21 protein-coding genes and 1 pseudogene are annotated in these 21,390 nt (G+C 63.5%); 8 read left to right on the forward strand and 14 right to left on the reverse strand.

All coding sequences use genetic code 11. The features are described 5' to 3' along the window. Positions 1-26: 26 nt before the first annotated feature. The 9 genes from NXT3_RS14160 to speB all read right to left on the reverse strand — a co-directional run bounded on the left by NXT3_RS14160 (position 27) and on the right by speB (position 8,156). Entirely contained in the window at positions 27-806 is a 780-nt protein-coding gene (locus NXT3_RS14160; protein ID WP_097525127.1) for a carbon-nitrogen hydrolase family protein, read from the reverse strand. Then, positions 803-1,603, reverse strand: a complete 801-nt coding sequence (locus NXT3_RS14165; protein ID WP_097525126.1) for an ABC transporter permease — start codon at positions 1,601-1,603, stop codon at positions 803-805. The genes NXT3_RS14160 and NXT3_RS14165 overlap by 4 nt, the downstream gene beginning before the upstream one ends. Then, positions 1,600-2,454 carry an ABC transporter permease gene (locus NXT3_RS14170; protein ID WP_097525125.1) on the reverse strand — a complete coding sequence of 285 codons (855 nt, stop codon included), beginning with the start codon at positions 2,452-2,454 and terminating at the stop codon, positions 1,600-1,602. The genes NXT3_RS14165 and NXT3_RS14170 overlap by 4 nt, the downstream gene beginning before the upstream one ends. Then, a complete protein-coding gene (locus NXT3_RS14175; protein WP_097525124.1) occupies positions 2,451-3,488 on the reverse strand; it encodes an ABC transporter ATP-binding protein in 1,038 nt (345 codons plus the stop codon). Before NXT3_RS14175 ends, NXT3_RS14170 begins: the two co-directional genes overlap by 4 nt. Before the next feature lie 192 nt (positions 3,489-3,680). After that, entirely contained in the window at positions 3,681-4,760 is a 1,080-nt protein-coding gene (locus NXT3_RS14180; RefSeq protein ID WP_037414529.1) for an ABC transporter substrate-binding protein, read from the reverse strand. A gap of 72 nt (positions 4,761-4,832) precedes the next feature. Next, positions 4,833-5,480, reverse strand: coding sequence for an amino acid ABC transporter permease (locus tag NXT3_RS14185; RefSeq protein ID WP_037414527.1), 648 nt, complete (start codon positions 5,478-5,480; stop codon positions 4,833-4,835). Continuing rightward, positions 5,477-6,145, reverse strand: a complete 669-nt coding sequence (locus NXT3_RS14190) for an amino acid ABC transporter permease (RefSeq protein WP_037414525.1) — start codon at positions 6,143-6,145, stop codon at positions 5,477-5,479. Before NXT3_RS14190 ends, NXT3_RS14185 begins: the two co-directional genes overlap by 4 nt. Positions 6,146-6,216: 71 nt before the next feature. Next, the gene (locus NXT3_RS14195) at positions 6,217-7,011 is read right to left on the reverse strand and encodes a transporter substrate-binding domain-containing protein (RefSeq protein ID WP_104839535.1); all 795 of its coding nucleotides are present in this window, start codon (positions 7,009-7,011) and stop codon (positions 6,217-6,219) included. Between the two features lie 83 nt (positions 7,012-7,094). Beyond that, positions 7,095-8,156: an agmatinase gene (gene speB, locus NXT3_RS14200; RefSeq protein WP_104839536.1), complete on the reverse strand. Its 1,062-nt coding sequence runs from the start codon at positions 8,154-8,156 to the stop codon at positions 7,095-7,097. Between the two features lie 216 nt (positions 8,157-8,372). Between speB and NXT3_RS14205 the strand changes: the two genes are divergently transcribed. Both NXT3_RS14205 and NXT3_RS14210 read left to right on the forward strand, forming a co-directional pair. Further along, positions 8,373-9,404 carry a LysR substrate-binding domain-containing protein gene (locus NXT3_RS14205; RefSeq protein WP_097525122.1) on the forward strand — a complete coding sequence of 344 codons (1,032 nt, stop codon included), beginning with the start codon at positions 8,373-8,375 and terminating at the stop codon, positions 9,402-9,404. A gap of 46 nt (positions 9,405-9,450) precedes the next feature. Then, positions 9,451-10,629, forward strand: coding sequence for an aminotransferase (locus tag NXT3_RS14210; RefSeq protein ID WP_104839537.1), 1,179 nt, complete (start codon positions 9,451-9,453; stop codon positions 10,627-10,629). A gap of 112 nt (positions 10,630-10,741) precedes the next feature. Here the strand turns inward: NXT3_RS14210 and NXT3_RS14215 are convergent, their stop codons facing one another. Together NXT3_RS14215 and NXT3_RS14220 are read right to left on the reverse strand one after the other, a co-directional pair. Next, a complete protein-coding gene (locus NXT3_RS14215; RefSeq protein WP_104839538.1) occupies positions 10,742-11,587 on the reverse strand; it encodes a DMT family transporter in 846 nt (281 codons plus the stop codon). Between the two features lie 193 nt (positions 11,588-11,780). Then, on the reverse strand, positions 11,781-13,214 hold the full coding sequence (locus tag NXT3_RS14220) for an aldehyde dehydrogenase family protein (protein WP_104839539.1): 1,434 nt from the start codon (positions 13,212-13,214) through the stop codon (positions 11,781-11,783). Between the two features lie 29 nt (positions 13,215-13,243). Between NXT3_RS14220 and NXT3_RS14225 the strand changes: the two genes are divergently transcribed. Next, positions 13,244-13,453 (forward strand): hypothetical protein, encoded by a 210-nt coding sequence (locus tag NXT3_RS14225; RefSeq protein WP_104839540.1) that lies wholly within the window; start codon positions 13,244-13,246, stop codon positions 13,451-13,453. Between the two features lie 21 nt (positions 13,454-13,474). Here NXT3_RS14225 and NXT3_RS14230 read toward each other — a convergent pair whose 3' ends face one another. The 3 genes and pseudogenes from NXT3_RS14230 to NXT3_RS14240 form a co-directional block, all read right to left on the reverse strand. Then, positions 13,475-13,624, reverse strand: coding sequence for a hypothetical protein (locus NXT3_RS14230; protein ID WP_097525118.1), 150 nt, complete (start codon positions 13,622-13,624; stop codon positions 13,475-13,477). A gap of 115 nt (positions 13,625-13,739) precedes the next feature. Continuing rightward, positions 13,740-14,656 (reverse strand): annotated as a pseudogene (locus NXT3_RS14235) (transglutaminase-like domain-containing protein). Positions 14,657-14,861: 205 nt separating this feature from the next. Then, the gene (locus NXT3_RS14240) at positions 14,862-16,169 is read right to left on the reverse strand and encodes an NAD(P)/FAD-dependent oxidoreductase (RefSeq protein ID WP_199773289.1); all 1,308 of its coding nucleotides are present in this window, start codon (positions 16,167-16,169) and stop codon (positions 14,862-14,864) included. Between the two features lie 125 nt (positions 16,170-16,294). Between NXT3_RS14240 and NXT3_RS14245 the strand changes: the two genes are divergently transcribed. The 5 genes from NXT3_RS14245 to NXT3_RS14265 all read left to right on the forward strand — a co-directional run bounded on the left by NXT3_RS14245 (position 16,295) and on the right by NXT3_RS14265 (position 21,381). After that, positions 16,295-17,011 (forward strand): FadR/GntR family transcriptional regulator, encoded by a 717-nt coding sequence (locus tag NXT3_RS14245; protein WP_037414499.1) that lies wholly within the window; start codon positions 16,295-16,297, stop codon positions 17,009-17,011. Further along, positions 17,008-18,180, forward strand: a complete 1,173-nt coding sequence (locus NXT3_RS14250; RefSeq protein ID WP_097537925.1) for a PLP-dependent transferase — start codon at positions 17,008-17,010, stop codon at positions 18,178-18,180. Before NXT3_RS14245 ends, NXT3_RS14250 begins: the two co-directional genes overlap by 4 nt. Before the next feature lie 75 nt (positions 18,181-18,255). After that, positions 18,256-19,518 (forward strand): ABC transporter substrate-binding protein, encoded by a 1,263-nt coding sequence (locus tag NXT3_RS14255; protein WP_097537924.1) that lies wholly within the window; start codon positions 18,256-18,258, stop codon positions 19,516-19,518. Between the two features lie 89 nt (positions 19,519-19,607). Next, the gene (locus tag NXT3_RS14260; RefSeq protein WP_037414493.1) at positions 19,608-20,543 is read left to right on the forward strand and encodes a carbohydrate ABC transporter permease; all 936 of its coding nucleotides are present in this window, start codon (positions 19,608-19,610) and stop codon (positions 20,541-20,543) included. 4 nt (positions 20,544-20,547) lie between these two features. Further along, entirely contained in the window at positions 20,548-21,381 is an 834-nt protein-coding gene (locus tag NXT3_RS14265; protein WP_104839542.1) for a carbohydrate ABC transporter permease, read from the forward strand. Positions 21,382-21,390: the final 9 nt, after the last annotated feature.

Below are 21,390 nucleotides of genomic sequence, written 5' to 3' on the forward strand. Positions count from 1 at the left end.
GCTCGAACGGATTGTTCCGATCGAAATCAGACCCGTCTGAGATCCTTGAGGTAGGTATTCTCCGCCCGCGAAATGGCAAAGGCCTGCGGGTCGATTTCCGCGAAGATCACCGTTTCGTCGGCGGAATTGGCTTTCGCCATGACCTGTCCGTCGGGCGATGCGATGCAGGAAAGACCGGCGAAGGAGAACATCGCGTCCGAGCCGCAATGGTTGACATAGGCGACGAAGACCTGGTTCTCGAAGGCCCGGGTCTGAATCATGTGATCGGTTATGAAGGTGCCCGACCAGCCGGCCGGCAGCGCCGTCGGCACCAACACGGCATCGGTCCCGGCCGCTGCCAGGCGCCGGACATTTTCCGGGAATTCGACATCGTAGCAGATCAGCATGCCGCAGGTGACGCCGCGATGCTCGAAGAGGCGCGTCGAGGGCTCCGCCGGCGTAAACAGCGATCGCTCGTAGTCACCATAGAGATGCGATTTCCGGTAAACCGTCGGCGCGGCGTCCCCGTCTACATGGACGGCGCTGTTGTAGACGGCCGCGCCTTCGCGCTCGGCAAAGCCGGCGATGATGGCGATCCCGGCGTCACGCGAGATCCGCCGCAAGGCTTCAACGGTCGATCCGTCGGCAGGCTCGGCGAGCGCCCGGATATCCTCACCCGCGCCGTAACCGGTAATCCCGAGTTCGGGCGTCACCAGCAATGTCGCCCCCTTGGCCGCAGACTCGGAAGCCGCGCCTTCGATACGGGCGAGATTGGCGGCGATATCGCCGCCGACGCTTTTCATCTGCAGGGCCGCGAGCTTCATCATTTTTGATCGGATGCCATGGCGCCGAGCAGCTTCGGTAGATCGCCGAAGCGGGCGACGAGACCGAAGATGAGCGCCGCCGTCGAAACGAAGAGCACCGTCACCGAAGCCATGGTCGGCGTGTAGCCATAGCGCAGCGCGTTGAAGATCTTGATCGGCAGCGTCTCCATCGTGAACCCAACTGTCATATAGGCGACGATATATTCGTTGAGCGACAGCACGAAGGCGAAGGCGTAGCCCGAGACGATATAGGGCAGGATCAGCGGCAGCACTACGGTACGGAAAATGGTGCGTTCGTCGGCACCCATCGTCGCGGCGGCCTCGACCAGCGAGCGATCGATCGAGGTGAAGCCGAGCGACAACGTCACCAGCGGCAAGGTCACGAAGAAGATCCCGTGGCTGACCACCGCCGTCCACGGCTGACCGTAGAAGCCGGCGGTCGCCCAGAAGGTCAAGAGGCCGAGCGCCGTGATCACCGGCGGCAGCGTGAAGGGGGCGACACCGAGGAGCTGGAAAATATTCGCCCAGGGCGCCACCCGCCGCCACAGGAACCAGGCGAGCGGCAGGGCGATCGCGACGGCAAGTGCCGCCGAAAGGACCGCAAGCGTCACCGAGGCGAAAAGCGCGTTTCGCCATTCCGTGTTCAGGAAGATCTCCCCATACCAGGAGGTCGAAAAGCCTTCGGGCGGAAAGGCGAGGGTCTGCTTCTGGTTGACCGAGACGCCGGCGACGACGATCAGCGGCAGCGCCAGGAAAAGGGCGATCAGGAAGAAATAGAACTTGCGGAAAACGGACGTCATGCCGCCTCTCCTTTCCGTCCGGCAATCACCGTGAGCGCCACCAGGCCGAGCGTCACCAGCACGAGGAATACGGCCATCGCGGCGGCAAAGGGCATGTTCGACTGATAGATCGCCTGATCGGTGATCAACACCGAGAGCGTCCAGTGCTGCGGCCGACCGAGAAGTTGCGGCAACAGATAGGAGCCGAGGGCGAAGATGAACACCATGATCAGCGTTGCGACGATGGTGTTCCTGAGTGCCGGCACGACGACGGTGAAGAAGGCCCTGAGCGGCGAGGCGCCGAGTGTGCGGGCGGCTTCGGTCAGGGTCGGATCGAGCCGGACGAGCGCCGGGAACAGGACGAGCACCGTATAGGGGAAGGCCTGATAGACCATTCCGGTCAGCACCGCTGCGAAACTCGGCGTCAAGGCCTTGGCCTCGCCCATCAGACCGAGGGCGACGAGGATGTTGGTGATGCCGGCGGTGCGCGAGAAGAGCGTCGACCAGGCAAAGCCGATGATGACCTCGGAAAGCGAGAGGATCGAGAGCAGCGCGACCAGCCAGACGATCTGCACACGACGTGCCATGCGCGTCAGCAGATAGGTGAACGGCAGCGCCAGCACCACGCAGCAAATGGCGACCGCGATCGCCATCATCAGCGAGAAGCCGAGCACCCCGCCGAAGAAGGCCGAAAGGAATCGCTGGTAATTGTCGAAGACGAAGGCCGTTGTATAGAAACCGCCCTGCTGGCGCTGGAAAAAGCTGACGGCGATCATCGTGCCGAAGGGCACGACGAAGAAGATGGTGAGCATCGCCGCGGGGAAGAGCAGCGGCGAGTAGTCGCCAAGGGTCTGGGGCGGTTCGCGTCTCATTTGCGCAGCACCACGCAGACATCCGGCGTGAGGGCTACGCCCACCTGCTGGCCGACCGAGACCTCCGGACGCTCGCGCGGGGTCGAGACCGCGACGATCTGGCGGCCGGCGACATCGACGAAGGTCTCGATCGTGCCGCCGAGGTCGCGCACGAAAGTGACGGTGCCGGTCAGCGCCCCGGCCCCTGGTGCGGTCAGATGAACGTCCTCCGGCCGGATCGAGATCGTCGCCTTGGCGGCCCCGGTCGGCAGTTGCAGGCCCGGCACCGGCTGGCCGAGCACGGTCACATGATTGCGGCTATCCGCTTCCGCTTCGATGAGATTGGTCTGGCCGATGAAGTCGGCGACGAAGCTGTCGGCCGGCCGGCGATAGATTTCGATCGGCGACGCCGCCTGGCGGATTTCGCCGCCGCTCATGACAACCACTGTATCGGCCATGGTCATCGCCTCGCGCTGGTCATGGGTGACGACAATCGTGGTGATGCCGAGCTTCTGCTGCAATTGCCGGAGCTCCACCTGCATCGCCTCGCGCAGCTTCGCGTCGAGTGCCGAGAGCGGCTCGTCGAGCAGGAAGAGCTTCGGCGAGATCGCCAGCGCCCGGGCGATCGCGACACGCTGGCGCTGGCCGCCCGAGAGCTTGGAAACCGGCCGGTCCGAGTAACCGGGAAGATGGATCATCGACAGGAGTTCGTCGACCCGCTTCTTCTGCTCCTCCTTCGGCGCACCGCGGATGCGCAAGGGGTAGGCGATGTTCTCGCCGACCGTCAGATGCGGAAAAAGCGCCAGCGACTGGAACACCATGCCGAGGTTGCGCTTGTGGGTCGGCACGCGGGTGATGTCCTCGCCGTCGAGCCGGATGGCGCCCGCGGTCGGCAGGTCGAGCCCGGCAATCATCCGCAGAAGGGTCGTCTTGCCGCAGCCGGAAGGGCCGAGCATGCAGACGAAGGTGCCGTGCGGCACGGTGAGGTCGACGTCGTTGACGGCCCGGAAGGCCCCGAATTCCTTGACGACGTTCTGAAGGGCAAGTCCCGACATAAGTTCCCCTGCTCTCGCGCCTCATGCGCGGATGCCGGCCGCGCCCCCGTCCAGACGCGGGCGATACGGCACAGCAGCATCTTCAATTTCCGCATAGGTTATCCCCAAAACGCTTGCGGTTTAAGGGATCATGCATCGAGCCATCCAAGCCCGCCCCGGATCTTCAGGGCGGGCGGAGTCTCGTTGCCTGTTTCAGCCGACGATCAGTTCCGTCCACTTCTGGTTCAGCCAATCGGACTTCGTTTGATAGAGATCGTAGCGCGGGACGATCGGCTCGATATCGGACGACACCGCGGCAAATTCCTTGTCCGTCAGGTCGGTCGACTCGCGCTTGACGGTCGGTGAGGTGCCGACCTTGCGCGACAGCGTCGCCTGGATGGCGGGCTGGCACATGTAGTCGATGAAGATGTGCGCCTCCGCCGACTTCTGCGAGGCGCGCGACAGGGCCCAGCAACCGGAATCCTGGATGCCGCCTTCCTTCGGGAAGGTCGAGCGAACCGGGTGGCCGTCTGCAGCGGCAAGGCCGGTGACGTCGTGATAGTACTGGCCCATTGGGATTTCGCCCGACTTCAGCGCCTGCTCGAACTGCGCCTCGTCACGGTACCAGAGGCGGACATTCGGCTTCACTTCGGCGAGCTTCTCGAACGCCTTCAGGATGCCCTCTTCCGTGTCGAGCGCATTCGTGCCGCCCATGTGGGTCTTGGCGGTCACTTCCAGCAGGAAGGAGTTCGAAACCAGCGCCAGCAGGCCGAGCTTGTCGGCGTTCGCCGGATCCCAGAGGGCTGTCCAGGAGGTCGGCGCCTCCTTGTAGACATTGGTGTTGGTGACGAGCGTAATGTACCAGGAGACCGCCCCGACGCCGGCAACGCGGCCATCCGGATATTTGTTGACGAAGCGGTCGAGAAGGTCCGACGCATGCTTGATCTTCGCCATATCGATCGGCGTCCACAGCTCGGTCGCCTGACCCTTGAGCATCGCGACCTGCGACATCATCGAAACGTCTGCCGGCGCCTGACCGGCACGGGCAGCCTGCTCGAGCTGAACCAGCCAGGCCTCGCCGGTCGGCTCGGCGATCGACTCCACGGCAATCCCGGTTGCCTTGGTAAACTCCGGGAAGATGTTCTTGTCGAAGGAGTCCTTGAAGTAGCCGCCATAGACGCCGACCTTCAGCGACTTGTCCTGGGCCCTCAGCACCGCCGGCATTGCCAGCATCGATGCACCGGCAAGCCCCGCCCCCAGCAGCGTGCGGCGCTTGATGGAACTGATGTTCATTGCATGTCTCCTTTGTTTTGACGGCAGTCGCCGCGTTCCCTGTTGTCGTTGATTGCTTACATCTTCTTGGTCTCAATGTGCTGGCGTACGTCGCTCGAGCATTCGCGCATATTGCGTCAGAGGGTAGCACAGCACGAAGAAAATCACCGCGACCAACCCATAGACCGTGAAAGGTTCGAAAGTGGCATTATTGATCGCATTGGCCGTCCTGAGAAGCTCCTCGAATCCGATGATCGAGGTCAGTGCCGTACTCTTGATGAGTTGCACCAGGAACCCAACCACCGGCGGACGGGTGATCGCGAAGGCCTGCGGCAGGATGACGAGACGCAACTCCTGGAGATAGTGGAGGCCAAGGCTCGCACCGGCGTCCCACTGGCCGCGAGGCAACGCTTCGACGCCCCCTCGCCAGATTTCTGCAAGATAAGCGCTGGCGTAGAAAGTGAGTCCAAGGGCTGCGGCCGTCCAGGGCTCGATGCGGAAGCCGAGCATCGGCAGGCCGAAGAACATCAGGAAGAGCTGCATCAGCAGCGGCGTGCCCTGGAAGAGCGCGATGTAGCCGGCACCGAAGCGGCGCAGCCACGGCCGCTTCGATATACGCGCAAAGAGGATCAGCAGCCCGACCGCCGCTCCGCCTGCGAAGGCCACGATTGAGAGCAAGAGTGTCCAGCGCGTTGCGAAAACCAGATTGCGCAGAATGTCCCAAAAGGTGAATTCGATCACGACACACCCGCCCCTAACACCCGCCGGCCGCCGGCGACAAGAAACCGTCTGATCGCCATCGACAGGCCGAGATAGATCATGGTGACCACAAGATAGGTCTCGAAGGAGCGGAAAGTCCGCGCCTGCAGCAGGTCTGCCTCGTGGGCGAGTTCGCGCACGGCGATCTGCGAAACGACCGCCGATTCCAACATCATGATGACGACCTGACTGGTCAGTGCCGGGAAGATCACCTTGAGTGCCTGAGGCAGGATGATCTTGATGAAGACCTGCCGCTGCTTCAGGCCGAGTGCCAAAGCCGCCTCGCTCTGTCCCTTTGGCACGGCATCGAGACCCGCGCCGACGATCTCGGTCGTGTAGGCGGCCATGTTGAGGGTCATCGCCAGGATCGCCGCGATGACCGGATCGAGGCGAATGCCAATGCTCGGCAAGCCAAAAAAGATGAAGAAAAGCTGTACCAGGAAGGGCGTATTGCGGATCACTTCGACATAGGTCGCCACAGCCTTGCTCAGAAGGTCATAGCGGCTGCGGCGTGCAGCCGCCAGGAGAACGCTGATGAGAATGCCGAGCACCGTCGTGCAGGCGATTAGCAGCAACGTCATGGCAGCGCCGTGAGCGATCGCGCCCATTGCACCATTTAGCCAACCGAAATCGAGGCTGTAGCCCATCGTTGCAACCCTTCCAGGGCGAGCCTGCGGAAAAGGCCTCCGCAGGCCGCCCGTGCCTTAGCGTGAGCGGCTTAGTCCTTTAGGTTGTCGGGGTTGAGCGGCGTTTTCAGCCATGTCTGCGAGCTTTCGTCCAATTTGCCGTTCGCGAGCATCTTGGCGACTGTCTCGTTGACCGATTGCTTCAGACGTTCCTCGTTCTTGTTGAGGCCGATATGCGAGGGTGAGGTCAGCAGCTGAAACTTCTGTTCCGGCTTCAAGGCCTCCTGCCGCGCGAGAACCTGTGCGCCGACGTCATTACCGACGACCATCAGCTGCGTCTGGCCGGAGATGAAGGCCTGAATAACCGCATTGTAGTTGTCGAAGCGTTGAATGTTGGCAGAGGCCGGTGCAGCCTCGGTCAGCGACGTGTCCTCCAGCGTTCCGCGATTGACGGCGATCGTCTTGTCGGCGAGATCGTCCTTGCCGGCGACCTTGAGTTCGGCCGGACCGATGACGGCAATGTAGTAGGGCGCGTAGGCGGCCGCGAAGTCGATAACCTCGGCACGCTCCTTCGAGTAGCCGACGCTCATCAGGATATCGACGCGCTTGTCATTGAGATAGGGAATGCGGTTCTGACCGGTCACGCTGACGAGATTGAGCTTCACGCCGAGCGCATCGGCGATCTGCTGCGCGACGTCGACGTCATAGCCTTTGATGCTCATATCGGCGCTGGCCGACGAGAACGGCGGGAAATCCGAGAAGATGCCGACATTGATCTGGCCTGCGGCCTTGATGTCGTCGACGGCATCGGCATGCGCCATTCCAGCCGCGGCACCGACCATCAGTGCGGCGGCAAATACTGCTTTCAGCTTGGTTTGGATTGTCATCTTTGTTCCCCAATCTGGAAGTTTGTCTGCTCAGGATGGTCCTGCCACCGCTTCCAGTTCGGCGGCAGAACCGGTTTCAAGGATCAGCCCGCCTTGCCGGTGATCGTCGGACTGAAAACCGTCAGGCTCAGGATTTCGAACAGCACCTGCGCACCGGCATGGGCCGTGTTGGTCGTCGCGTCGTATTGTGGGGCGACCTCGACGACATCGCCGCCGACGAGATTGACGCCCTTGAGGCCGCGGATCAGTTCCAGCACCTCGCGCGTCGTCAGGCCGCCGACCTCGGGCGTTCCGGTGCCCGGAGCAAAGCTCGGGTCGAGGCTGTCGATGTCAAAGGAAAGGTAGGTCGGACCATCGCCGACGATCTTCTTCGCCTTGTCAATGATCGCCGGGATGCCGAGACCGGAGACCTCCTCCGCGTGGATCACGGTCATGCCGGACTCGTAGGAGAACTCCCAGAGATATTCGGCCGAGCCGCGAATGCCGATCTGGATGACCCGGGTCGGATCGAGAACGCCGTCGAGGACGGCATTGCGGAACGGGCCGCCGTGATGGAACTTGGTGAGGTCGTAGGCGCCGCCGGTATCGCAATGCGCATCGATATGGATCATGCCGACGGGCTCTCGTTTGCCGACGGCCTTGAGGATCGGATGGGTCATCGAATGGTCGCCACCGACCGAGAGCGGCACGACACCGGCATCGACGATCTGGTTGAGGCGCTTCTCGATGTCCTCATGGCTGAGTTCCAGCCGGTAGCGGCTGCGGAAAGGCACGTCTCCGATGTCCGCCACGCGCAAATCATGCACTGGTGCGCAGCCGAGAACGTGGTTATACGGCCCGATCCGCTCGATGGCGCGCAGCGCCCGCGGTCCGAAGCGGGAGCCCGGGCGGTTGGTTACGCCGAGGTCCATAGGGATGCCGACGATCGCCACCTGAAGATTGCCGAAGTCCGGCTGCTCGGGATCGACCGGCATATAGGGCGCGGTCAGGAAGGTGGGGATGCCGGAATAGGGCGCCAGCCGCGTGCCGCTCTTGGTGAAGATCTTGTCCGCCACCTTGCGGAAGGTCGGATCGAAAAGTTCGCCGCCATGGCTTTCGCCATACTTCGCCCTCAGTTCGCCGAGCTTCTTCTCGTCCCAGGCCATGTGCCGGAGCCTCCATGTCTGTCGCCGGGGGAAGAAAGCATCGCAACGCCGATCGCAACCGGCGGCGTTGCCGAGCAATACAGGCGCAATCGTGTTCCCCAGGCTTTTGCCCTTGTTGGAACCTATTAGGTGACAAATCCTCTAGAAAATCAATTGACATTGTTATAGCATTTCGTGTGAGAAAAATTCACATAATCGAACCCGTCGGAGTTCCCGTTGTCGAGCCGCCTGCCCCCCTTGAACCCGCTGCGCGCCTTTGAGGCGACCGCCCGGCGCGGCTCGGTTTCCGCGGCGGCCCGCGAGCTCAACGTCACGCATGGGGCGATCAGCCATCAGATCCGTGCGCTCGAACTCTCCTTCAACGCGACCCTTTTCGAGCGCGGCGGCAAACGCCTGAGGCTGACCCCGCAGGGCGCGCTGCTGCTGCCGGCCGTCACCCACGCCTTCGCGGAAATCGCCGCCGCAACGGCGGCGATGACCCGGCCCGCCACCAGCGGCGAACTCCGGATCACCTGCGTGCCGGCGCTGCTCTCCTTCTGGATGATCCCGCGCCTGCATCAGTTCACCGAGCAGTTTCCCGACGTGCAGCTGACACTGATCGCCTCCAATGACGCGCTGCATCTCCACTCGCCCGAAGTCGACGTCTGCCTCCTCTATGGCGACGGCAATTGGGGAGACTGCTGGGCCAAGCTCTGGAGTCGGCTCGAGCTGTTTCCCGTGGTCAGCCCAACCCTTCTCAACATGCGGCCGCTGCGCTCGATCCGGGATCTGCGCGATCATGTGATGCTGCATGGCGACGACGGCCGCGAATGGAACACCTGGCTTGCCGCAGCCGACGCGGCCGACCTTCAGCGCGGCCGCCAGCATTTCATGAGCGACGCGCGGCTTTCGACCGAAGGCGCCCTGCACAACCAGGGCGTGGCGCTCGGCGATACGATCACCGCCGGCAGCCTGATCGCCCGCGGCGAGCTGATCGCGCCTTTCGATCTGACGGTGCCGGCCAACGACGCTTTTTTCGTTGCCTGCCGTAACGAGATCCGCGCCGCGCCAATCGTCCGCGTCTTCATCGACTGGCTGTTTGCGGCACTCGAAGGCGATCCGATGCCAGAGCTGCAGACCTCCGCCCGGACGATCATTCGGTCCCGCAGGCCGGAAGATCCGAAATCGGTAGCGGAGAGCTTCCGGCCGGTTTCGTCACCCCGCAAGCGGCGCTTGGAAACCCCGCAAAAGCGCAAGACCAAGCCGTAGTGCCGGACCCTCGCCCATGCCACTCGCCCAACCACAGGAACGCCCGATGCCTCATCTCAATCCGCTCGTCGCAAAGCTCTCGCCGCCGCCGGTCCCCTCCGTGCTTGCGTGGGCGAAGGCCTATGACGGGGCAAAGGGACCGCTGATCGATCTCTCCCAGGCGGTGCCCGGCTATCCTGCCCATCCGGATATGCTCAAATGGCTTGGCGAAGCCGCAGTGTCGCCCGCCTATACCGGCTACGGCGCGATCGAGGGCGAGCCTGAACTGCGCAGCGCCTATGCCGATGAGGTGGCAAAACTCTATGGCGCTCCCATTGGCCCGGAAAACATTCACGTCACCTCCGGCTGCAACCAGGCCTTCATCTGTGCCGCCATGGCGGTTGCCGGCGCCGGCGACACGGTGCTGATGACCAATCCCTATTATTTCAACCAGGAAACCACCCTGGCGATGCTCGGCATCAATGTCGAACTCGCACCCTGCGATGCCGGCGCCGGCTTCCTGCCCGAGGTCGAGACCATCGCCTCGGCCCTTCGGCCCGGCATTCGCGCCCTCGCCCTCGTTTCGCCGAACAACCCGACCGGCGCCGTCTATCCGGCCGACCTGCTGCAGCGCATCTATGAGGTCTGCCGCGCAAACGGCACCTGGCTCATCCTCGACGAGACCTATCGCGACTTCCTGCCCGAGGCCGCGGTGGCACCCCATCGCCTCCTTCAGACCAAGGGCTGGCAGGACGGCTTCATAGGCCTTTACAGCTTCTCCAAGTCCTTCTGCATCCCCGGCCACCGCCTCGGCGCGATCACCGCCGGACCCGCGCTGATCGAGCAGGTAACCAAGATCATGGACAACCTGCAGATCTGCGCCCCGCGTTCGGCCCAGGCCGCCGTCGCCAGGGCGATCCCGGCACTCGCCCACTGGCGGCTCGCAAACCGCGCCGAAATCACTGCCCGCGCCGACGCGCTGAAGGACGTCATGGGCCGCCTGCCGCAGTGGAAGCTGCAGGCCGTCGGCGCCTATTTCGCCTATGTCCGCCACCCCTTCCGCGATATCGACTCGCAGTTCGTCGCCGAGAAGCTGGCAAAGCTCGCCGGCATCGTCTGTCTGCCGGGTGACTATTTCGGTGAAGGCCAGGAAAGCTATCTGCGCTTTGCCTTCGCCAATGCCGACGTGCCCACGATCCGGAAATTGGAGGAGCGGCTGGCGGGATTTGCGCTGCCGGGCATTTGAGGAGCGCTAAACCGCGTCGCGTTCAAACGTATTCACGCGGCGCGCTTTAGCTCTTTGTTTTTGTGCATGTCGTCATCCCAAAAACCGCTGCACACTTTTTCGGCGACATGCCTTAGCCGCGGCGGGCGATCAGGATGCCGATGAGCACGATCGCCCCGCCCGTTGCCTGCATGACACCGACGGGCTCGCTCAGCAGGACCCAGGCGAGCACCGCAGCCACGACCGGCTGCACGAGCAGCGTCAGCGATGAAAAGGCGGGCGCCAGGAAGGCGAGCGCATAGGTGATCGCCACCTGCCCGCCGGCATGACTGACGAAGGCGAGTCCGAAAAGGATCGCCCAGCCGAAGCCCGTCGGCGGCAGGAGCGCGGGCTCGGCGAGCACTGCCATCGGGAGCGTGCAGACGGCGGCCGAGGCGGTGCTCCAGATCATGATGCGGTTGGTGCCGAAGCGGCTGCGCAATTGCCCGACGGCAAGAATATAGCCGGCATAGAACATCGCGGCGACGATCGCGATGCCGTCCCCGATGAGATCGCCGCCGCCAAGCGCACCCGGGCCGCCTTTCAACACCACGACGCCGGCGACGGCCGTGACGAGACCGGCCAGGAAAATGCGGCTCACCGGCGAGCGGAACAGTGCCCAACTGGCAAGCGTCACGAAGACCGGAGCGAGATTGGCAAGCAGCGTCGCATTGGCCACGGAGGTCATGGTGAGCGAGAGGTGCCACGCCCCGAGGTCGATGGCGAGGAACACGCCCGGCAGGACGAGCAGCGCATAGTCGGACAAGCGCTCCGGGCGCCGGTCTGCGCCTGTATCCTTGGCGAGCCACGACCAGGCAAGGAGCGGGATCAGCGCCAGCGCCACGCGCCAGAAGGCCGTTGCCATCGGCCCCACTTCCGAGAGCCTGACAAAGATCGGCGATCCGGCAATGGCGACACCGCCCATGAGCAGCGCGGCCATGGCGAGCGACTGTTGCGGGGAGGCGGAACTGACGGTTTGACTCACGGTGATGTCCGGGTACTGGGAGGGAGCGCCAAAAGGCGCCCCCGCCAGCTATCAGAACTGCGGGTCAAGCAACAGCCCTGAAAAATCGCCGGTAGGCAATCGTTGGCAGCCGCAGACAACGTCGCAGCCGGCGAGCTCCAGCCGCCGATCAAGCCGCGTCCGGCAGATGCACCGTCTTCACCTCGAGAAAATCCTCGAGGCCGAAGGTACCGCCCTCACGGCCGTTGCCGGACTGCTTGTAGCCGCCGAAGGGGCTGCCGTAGCGGTGCGGCCCGCCATTGATATGCACCATGCCGGCCCGCAATCGCGCCGCGACCCGCTCGGCGCGCTGCCGATCGCCCGTCTGGACATAAGCCGCGAGACCATAGTTCGTGTCGTTGGCAAGCGCGATCGCTTCCTCCTCCGTGTCGAAGGGAATGATCGCCAGCACCGGCCCAAACACTTCCTCGCGTGCGATCCGCATCGAATTGTCGACGTCCGCGAAGATCGTCGGTTTGACGAAATATCCGGTCTCGAAGCCCTCCGGCTTGCCGGGGCCGCCGACGAGGAGCCGCGCCCCTTCGCCGACGCCCGCCTCGATCAGCGCCTGCACCCGCTCGAACTGGATGTGGCTCACCAGCGGACCGATATGCGCGCCTTCCTTGCTCGGATCGCCGACGGTCGCCTCCCGGCCCACGCGCCTTGCGATCGCCACCACGTCGTCATAGACGCTGCGCTCCACCAGCATGCGGGTCGGCGCATCGCAGGACTGGCCGGAATTATTGAAGCATTCGAGGATGCTGGCCGTCACCCGCTGCTCGAGATCGGCATCGGCGAAGACGATGTTCGGCGACTTGCCGCCGAGCTCCAGCGTGACGCGCTTGACCGTATCGGCGGCGTCCTTGCTGACGGCGATGCCGGCCCGCGTCGAACCGGTGAAGGACATCATGTCGATGTCCTTGTGCTTCGACAGTGCGGCGCCGGCGTGAAGGCCGTCGCCATTGACGAGGTTGAAGACGCCGGGCGGGAAGCCAGCCTCTTCGATCATCTCCGCATAGAGCATGGCATTGAGCGGCGTGAACTCGCTCGGCTTCAACACGCAGGTGCAGCCGGTCGCAAGCGCTGGCACGACCTTGAGCGCAATCTGGTTGACCGGCCAGTTCCACGGCGTGATCAGCCCGCAAACCCCGATCGGCTCGCGCATCAGCGTGTCGCCGTTCGGAAGTTTTTCGCGCAGCTTCAGCCGCTTCAGCGCGTCGATGTAACCCTTGAGGTGGCCGACGCCGACATCGGCCTGTTGCTCGCGGCTCATGGTCTTCGGCGCGCCGAGTTCCGCGGTGATCGTGTCGGCCATCTCGTCGTAGCGGCGTTCATAGATCGCCAGCAGCTTTTCAAGAAGCGCCAGCCGTTCCTCCAGGCTGGTCCGGCTGTAGGTCTCGAAGGCCTTCTTGGCGGCCGCAACGGCCCGGTCGATGTCGACTGCAGTACCGAGGGAGATAACCGCGATCGGCTTTTCGGTGGCAGGATTGAGCACATAGAGGTCGTTCTGTGCTGCCGGTTCGACCCATTCGCCGTTGATGTAGAACTTGCGTTTGTCGAGCATGCCGCTCCTCCTTCCCGTCAAGGTGTCTCTTGTTTTGCGGCAGACAGGACATCGTCACCCTGCCGGCAAGCGACTTCCGCGCATTTGCGACGGCTTTGAGCGTGGATGATTGGTTTGCCGCCGCGAGTGCAGTCCCGCGTGCCAAGGCACGCTACGACGCAGGCGGCGTGGCCCGCAAGGGGTACGATGGCGCGGCCGCGGTGTCGAGCGTCAAGCGCGGCGTTCGCGACGCGTCCTGAAGAGTGCTGTGGTGGGAACCGTCAGATGGCGCCGATGATGAGGGCCGAGACGAAGCTGAACGCTGCGACGATGGCGATCGTGTGGGGAACGAGGTTGACCGGCAGGCGCCTCGTCGGCTGCGCCACATGAAACGCGTAGCGGGAGTGGGTCATCGCCTTTGTCGGGTTCATTTTTCTCTCCGCTGCTGACCTTCGACTGTAGCTATGTTCTCCTATATTCTCCATTGAGTATATAGATATTATTTTCCCCGGAACGTGCGGGGGATGAAAAATCCGTTTCCCGACTTCAGTGGCTGTTGTTGCGTTCGCGCTCCCGAAGGTGGCGCGACCAGGTCTCGCTGAACCACGGGGTCAGCAGCGAAACGTCGGCGGAACTGTGCGAGCGGCTGAGCCGGCTGTCGGGCTCCACCGACGTCCAGACGGTGAAGTGCGTCAGCCGATGCTTGCCGAAGGTCTGGATCAGCGGAATGTCTGCCGCGTCCCGGCCGCGGGCGACAGGAATGCGGCCGGCCCGCCCGCCATTGTTCTTGGCGTCGAACGTGTACCATCGGTCGCCGAGGAACACCTCGAACCAGGCGTTGAAATCCATCGGCGCCGGGCTGTTTGGAGCGCCAATGTCGGCCATATAGCCGTGAACGTAGCGGGCCGGCATGTTCATGCAGCGGCAGAGAGCGACGGCGAGATGGGCATAGTCGCGGCTGACCCCAAGCCGGTCCTCGTGCGCTTCGAGCGCCGTACGCATCGCCGGCGCATAGCCGTAGCTGAAGATCAGCCGATCATGCACATAGTCTGAGATCGCCTGCACCCGTTGCCAGCCTGCCGGAATGCTGCCGAAGAGCCGCCAGGCAAGCGCGCTCAGCCGATCGGTCTCGCAATAGCGGCTGGCGCAAGGGTGGGGTAGCAGAGAGGGAGGCAGCTTTTCGACGGGCACCGCCTCCGCCAGCGGATCCGACGCGTCGAGCCGCCCGTCGTCGCTGATCACCGCGTCGTAGCCGAGCCGGGTTTCACCCTGAGAGAGAACCATGCGAAACAGATATTGTGATGCGGGTCGGTGATTTCTTCCATCGGGATGAGCGGTGACGCGACCCGCCCGCGCTCCGTCACGACTGCATTGCGCCGTTCCTTGGGGACGGACAGAAACGTCATCATCGGCGTGGGTTGCGGACAATCGATGGCAATCTCATAACCGAAGCGGATGAACATGTTCGACCTCCGCACGGTGATTTACCGACACTTGCTCCCGCACGCCTAAACGCCGGTGGCAGCCCGGGTTTGCAACCCGTTCGAAGCTCTTCCCTGAAGTTCCCTTGATGTCCGCGCCAAGCCGGCGGGCGACCCGCCCGCGGGCCGGAATACTAGCGCATCGTTGCAGCGAGCGGTATTCGGCGAGAAGCCGGCAGCCGCAAGCCTACCAGCCGACGGCGTCCTTGAAGGAATACCACCAGGAGCCGATCGTCGAATACTGCGCGCGGAACAGCCGCCCGCCAGGAAAGGGATACCAGGGCAGTTTCTCGAACATGTCGAAGCGCGTCTGGTCGCCGTCGATCGCCTCGGCGAGCGTCCGGCCGAAGAGATGCGAGCCTGTCACCCCGTGACCGCTATAGCCGTGGGCGAAATATGTGTTGGCGCCGATGCGGCCCATCTGCGGCATGCGCGTGAAGGACAGCGCGAAATTGCCGCTCCAGGCATAGTCGATCTTCACGCCCTTCAGGCGCGGAAAGACCTTTTCAAAATTGGGCCGGAGCTTCGCCACCACATCGGCCGGATCGGTTCCGCCATAGACGGTGCCGCCACCGAAGATCATCCGCTTGTCGGCCGACAGCCGGAAATAGTCGAGGATGTAGCGCACATCCTCGACGCACATGTCGCTCGGGATCAGCGCGTCCGCGAGTTCCTCGCCGAGCGGTGCCGTGGTGATCATCTGCGTCGAGACGGGCATGACGCGCGAGACGAGCTCGGGCACCGCATCGCCGAGATAAGCATTACCGCAGAGCACCACAATGCGGGCTGAGACTTCACCTTCCCTGGTATGGACGGTCGGCCGCGCCCGCTTATGGTCGACGCGTGCCACTGGAGACATCTCGTAGATGGTGCCGCCGAGGCTCTCGAAGGCGCGGGCCTCTCCGAGCACCAGATTGAGCGGATGCATATGGCCGCCGCTGATATCGAGCATGCCGCCGCAATAGGCCTCGGAATCGACGAGCTTGCGCAGCGCCTCCCGGTCGAGAAGCAAGTGGTCGTCCATGCCATATTTGCGCCAGAGCGCCTGCTTGGCCTCGAGCTCCTTCATATGCGCGCCGGTATAGGCGGCGTAGATGTTGCCGGATTTCAGGTCGCAGTCGATCCGGTATCGGCTGACGAGCCGGCGGATGATCCGCCCGCCTTCCTGGACGAGGCCGCCGATGAAGCGCGCCGCGTCCTCTCCGAAGCGACTCCGGATCGTCGAGAGGCTAGCGTTGAGGCCATTGACGATCTGGCCGCCATTGCGCCCGGAAGCGCCCCAGCCCACCTGGGCGCCCTCCACCACTGTAACCTTGTAGCCCTTCTCGGCGAGATGAATGGCCGTCGCCAGACCTGTGTAACCGGCGCCGACGACGCAGATATCGGTTTCGACCCGCCCCTGCAGCTTGACCGGCGTGCGGATGATGTTGCGGGTGGCAGCGTAGTAGCTCGCCGGATAGCCGCCGTCGCCGGCATAGGACTTTGTGACGCTCACCCCGAGGATTCCCCTCTGCCGCAGGTCTTTGTCGCTAGGAGCCATATCGCAAATCTTGCCCCTTGACCATGCGGCGCAACGGCTGTCATATTGCTCAGATGTCAGACCAATTTGAGAGCGACTGCATGCCCGAGCCGGAGAAAGCGATGCTTCTGCCCCTGCCCCCGGTCGATCGGGTGCAGCAGGTGATCTCCGCGCTCGCCGACTATGTCCAGCGCTCCGGCTTGAAGCCCGGCGATCGCCTTCCGGCCGAACGCGAATTGATGGCGGCGCTCGCCGTCGGGCGCTCCACCATCCGCGAGGTCATCAGCCATTTTCAGGCGCTCGGCGTCGTCGAGGCGCGCAAGGGCAGCGGCACCTATCTGTTGCGCGCCATTTCCGGCGCCACCATCCACATGCCGCTGACCCTCGACACCGCGCACCTTCGCGATGCGCTGCTGCAGACGCTGGAAGTTCGCCGCGGCATCGAGGTCGAGGCCGGCATGGTCGCTGCGCGGCGCCGCACCGAGGCCGACCTCATCAACATCGAAACGAAGCTCGACGCGATGGAGCGCGTTCACCTTGCCAAGGGCACGTCCGGCCCCGAGGACCTCGCCTTCCATCTGGCGATCTACGACGCGACCCACAACCCGCTCTTCCGGCAATTGCTTGAGCAGATGCGCGAGGCCTTCGAGCGCTTCTGGGAAAAGCCCTTCGACCGGCCGGACTTCGCGCGGCGGTCGTTTCCGTATCACCGGACGCTCTTCGACGCGATCGCCTCGCAGAACCCGAACGCCGCCCGGGAAGAGACACTGAAAATCCTCGCGATCGTCGAGGAAGACATCAAGGAAATGTCCAAATGAATGACGGCCTCGACCCGTTCGACAGAGCCTCGCTGATTGCCGCCCATGACGAGGCCCATGCCTTCGACGCAGTCGTTCCGCCGATCGTCCAGACCTCCCTCTTCACCTTCAAGGACTATGACGAGATGATCGCCTCGTACCGAGGCGAACGCGTCCGGCCGATCTACACCCGCGGCCTCAATCCGACCGTCAGGCTGTTCGAGGAGATGCTGGCGAAGCTCGAGGGTGCCGAGGATGCGATCGGCTTTGCCAGCGGCATGTCGGCGATCTCCTCCACGGTTCTGTCCTTCGTCGAGCCGGGCGACCGCATCGTCGCGGTCAAGCATCTCTATCCCGATGCCTTCCGGCTGTTCGGCACGCATCTGAAGCGCATGCGCATCGAGGTCACCTATGTCGACGGGCGCGATGAGGAAGCGGTTGCCAAGGCACTTCCCGGCGCCAAGCTCTTCTACATGGAAAGCCCGACGAGCTGGGTGATGGATACCCATGACGTGGCGGGCCTGGCCGCACTTGCCAGGGCGCAAGGGATCGTCACCGTCATCGACAATAGCTGGGCGAGCCCGGTGTTCCAGCAGCCGATTTCGCTCGGCGTCGATCTCGTCATCCACTCGGCCTCGAAATATTTGAGCGGCCACAGCGATGTCGTCGCCGGTGTCGTCGCCGGCTCCAGGGAACTCGTCGGCCGCATCCGCTCCGAAGCCTATCCCTACCTCGGCGGCAAGCTCTCGCCCTTCGATGCCTGGCTGCTAATCCGCGGCCTGCGTACCCTGCCGATCCGGATGAAGGCGCATGAGCGCTCGGCGCTTGCCCTTGCGCGCCGCCTGCTCGAGCATCCGCTGGTCGAGACCGTCTGCCACCCCGGGCTCGGCAATCACCTGCCGCCGGGTCTTTCGGGTACCTCCGGCCTGTTCTCCTTCATCTTCCGCGAGGGCGTCGACATCCGCCGCTTCGCCGATCATCTGGAACTGTTCAAGCTCGGCGTATCCTGGGGTGGCCACGAAAGCCTCATCGTCCCGGGCGAGGTCGTCCTGGCGCAGAAAGCGCAACCCAATTCCGCGGCCGCCTTCGGCATTTCTCCGCGGTCGGTACGGCTCCATGTCGGCCTGGAGGGAACGGAGGCCCTCTGGAGCGATCTCGAAGCGGCGCTCGGCGCCGCTTCACCAGGCTGACGACCAGCGGGAAGGCGGCTCTCCGCATCCCGCCCCAATAAAAATCGATCAACGCCAAGGACAAAGGGAACAAAAATGAGGAAACTGATCACAGCCACCCTGCTCGCCACGCTGATGGCCGGCAGCGCGCTTGCTGATACCAAGCTGAAGCTCGTCGAGGTCATCACCAGCCCCGAGCGCACCGAAACGCTGAAGTCGATCGTCGCCAAATTCGAGGCGGCGAATCCCGGCACCACTGTCGAGATCATCTCGCTGCCCTGGGGCGAAGCCTTCCAGAAATTCGCAACGATGGTCTCGGCGGGCGAAATCCCGGACGTCATGGAAATGCCGGACACCTGGCTGTCGCTCTACGCCAATAACGGCATGCTGGAGAGCCTCGAACCCTACCTCGCCAAGTGGGAGCACACGCCAGGCCTCACCGAGCGCGCCCTAGAACTCGGCCGCGACGTCAACGATACCGCCTATATGCTGCCCTACGGCTTCTATCTCCGGGCGATGTTCTACAACAAGAAACTGCTCTCGGAAGCCGGCGTTGCCGAGCCGCCGAAGACCATGGACGACTTCGTCAAGGCGTCGGAAGCGATCTCCAAGCTGCCCGGCAAATCCGGCTACTGCCTGCGCGGCGGCCCGGGCGGCCTCAATGGTTGGGTGATGTTCGGCGCCACCATGGCCGGCGACAACACCTTCTTCAAGGAGGACGGCACCTCGACGATGAACAGCGAGGGCTGGATCAAGGGCCTCACCTGGGTGATCGACCTCTACAAAAAGGGTCTGGCGCCGAAGGACAGCGTCAACTGGGGCTTCAACGAAATCGTCGCCGGCTTCTATAGCGGCACCTGCGCCTTCCTCGACCAGGATCCGGACGCGCTGATCGCCATCGCCCAGCGCATGAAGCCGGAGGATTTCGGCGTCACCACCATGCCCAAGGGCCCGAGCGGCAAGGCCTTCACGACGATCGGCTTCGCCGGCTGGTCGATGCTTTCGGCAAGCCAGAACAAGGACCTCTCCTGGAAGCTGATCGAGACGCTCGAAGGGCCGGAAGGCAACATCGAGTGGAACAAGCGCACCGGCGCGCTGCCGGTCCACAAGTCCGCAGAGAAGGACCCCTTCTATTCGGGCCCGCAGTTCAAGGGCTGGTTCGACGAACTGGCCGACAAAGACGTCGTGCTGACCGTCATGCCGACCTACCTCGAGGAATTCGCCTTCTTCAAGGATTCACTCGCCATCAAGACGAGCCAGGAAGCGCTCCTCGGCGACATCACGCCGGAAGAGCTCGCCAATCAATGGGCGGACTACCTGACCAAGGCACAGCAGAAATATCTGGCCAACAAGAAGTGATCCGACATGAAGGGCGACAGGGTCGCCTGCCGCCCTTCATCAACATGGACTGCGCCCGCCCGCGGGGCGGCCAGGAGGAACTCCGATCGATGGATTATGCCGCACGCCAACAGCGCCAGTCCGCAAGCCGCCGGCCGCTGATGAAGCGCATCGCGGACGCATCGGCGCCCTATCTTTACAGTGCGCCGGCGCTGATCCTGATCGTCACGGTGATGCTGGTGCCGCTGGTGCTCGGCGTCTCCTATGCGTTCCGCGACGTGCAGCTCCTCAATCCCTTCTCCGGCGCCTTCATTGGACTCGATCATTTTCGGGCGCTCTCTCAAGACCAGGCCTTTTTCCGCTCGCTGCGCAACACGCTCTGGTGGACCGGTGCATCCGTTCTTCTTCAGTTTGCCTTTGGATTGATTCTGGCGCTGCTGCTCGACAAACCGTTTCGCGGCCGCGCCATCGCCCAGGCGCTCGTCTTCCTGCCCTGGGCGGTGCCGAGCTTCCTTGCCGGCCTCAACTGGGCCTGGCTCTTCAACCCGGTCGTCGGGCCGCTGCCGCACTGGCTCTATGCGCTCGGGATCATGAGCCAGCCGGCGAACATCTTGTCGGATCCGCAGCTTGCCATGTGGGGACCGATCGTCGCCAATATCTGGTGGGGCATTCCCTTCTTCGCAATTACCCTGCTTGCCGCCCTGCAGGCGATCCCGCGCGACCTCTACGAAGCGGCGAGCATAGACGGCGCCGGCGCCTTTCAGCGCTTCCTGTCGATCACCCTGCCTTTCCTCGCGCCGACGATCGCAATCACCATTCTGTTGCGCACCGTCTGGATCTCGAACTTCGCCGACTTGATCATCGTCATGACCAATGGCGGTCCGGCCGACCGGACCCAGATCGTCGCCAGCTACATCTTCACCCAGGCCTTCAAGCGGCTCGATTTCGGCTACGCCTCGGCGATCGCGCTGGTGCTCCTGGCGCTGCTGCTGGCCTATTCGCTGCTGATCGTCATCCTGCGGCAATGGCTCCTGAGCAAGGATTGAACCGATGCGCGTCAAGTCAGCCCTCCTCACCGTCGCGCACCGCCTTGCGATCGTGACCTATATTGCCTTTGCCCTCTTTCCACTCTTCTGGCTGCTGAAGGTCGCGGTGACGCCCAACGACCTGCTCTATTCCGAAGGCATCCGCCTCTGGCCGTCGCGCGCCAGCCTCGAGCACTTCGACTTCGTGCTGCGGCACAGCGCCTTTCCGGTTTTCTTTCGCAACAGCCTGATCGTCTCCGGCTCGACGGCGGTCGTCGTGACGATCCTTGCCTCGCTTTCCGGCTATGCGCTGTCGCGTTTCCGCTTCCGCGGCAAATACTGGCTGGTGACGCTGATGCTTTTGACGCAGATGTTCCCACTGGTCATGCTCGTCGCGCCGATCTTCAAGATCCTCTCGCCGCTCGGGCTCACCAACAGCCTGACGGGCCTCGTCATCGTCTACAGCGCCTTCAACGTGCCCTTCGCCACCTTCCTGATGCAGTCCTTCTTCGACGGCATTCCGAAGGATCTGGAAGAGGCGGCGATGATCGACGGCGCCACGCAATTCGTCGCCTTCCGCCAGATCATCCTGCCGCTGACCTTGCCCGGCATCGCCGCAACGCTAGGCTTCGTCTTCACCGCCGCCTGGAGCGAACTGCTCTTCTCGCTCATGCTGATCTCCGGCAACGATCAGGCGACCTTCCCGGTCGGGCTCCTCTCCTTCGTCTCGAAATTCTCGGTCGATTTCGGCCAGATGATGGCTGCCGGCGTGCTTGCGCTGATCCCGGCCTGCCTCTTCTTCCTGCTCATTCAACGCTATCTCGTCCAGGGCCTCACGGCCGGCGCGGTCAAAGGCTGAGGATTGCTC

The sequence above is a fragment of the Sinorhizobium fredii genome (assembly GCF_002944405.1).
Taxonomy (GTDB): domain Bacteria; phylum Pseudomonadota; class Alphaproteobacteria; order Rhizobiales; family Rhizobiaceae; genus Sinorhizobium; species Sinorhizobium fredii_C.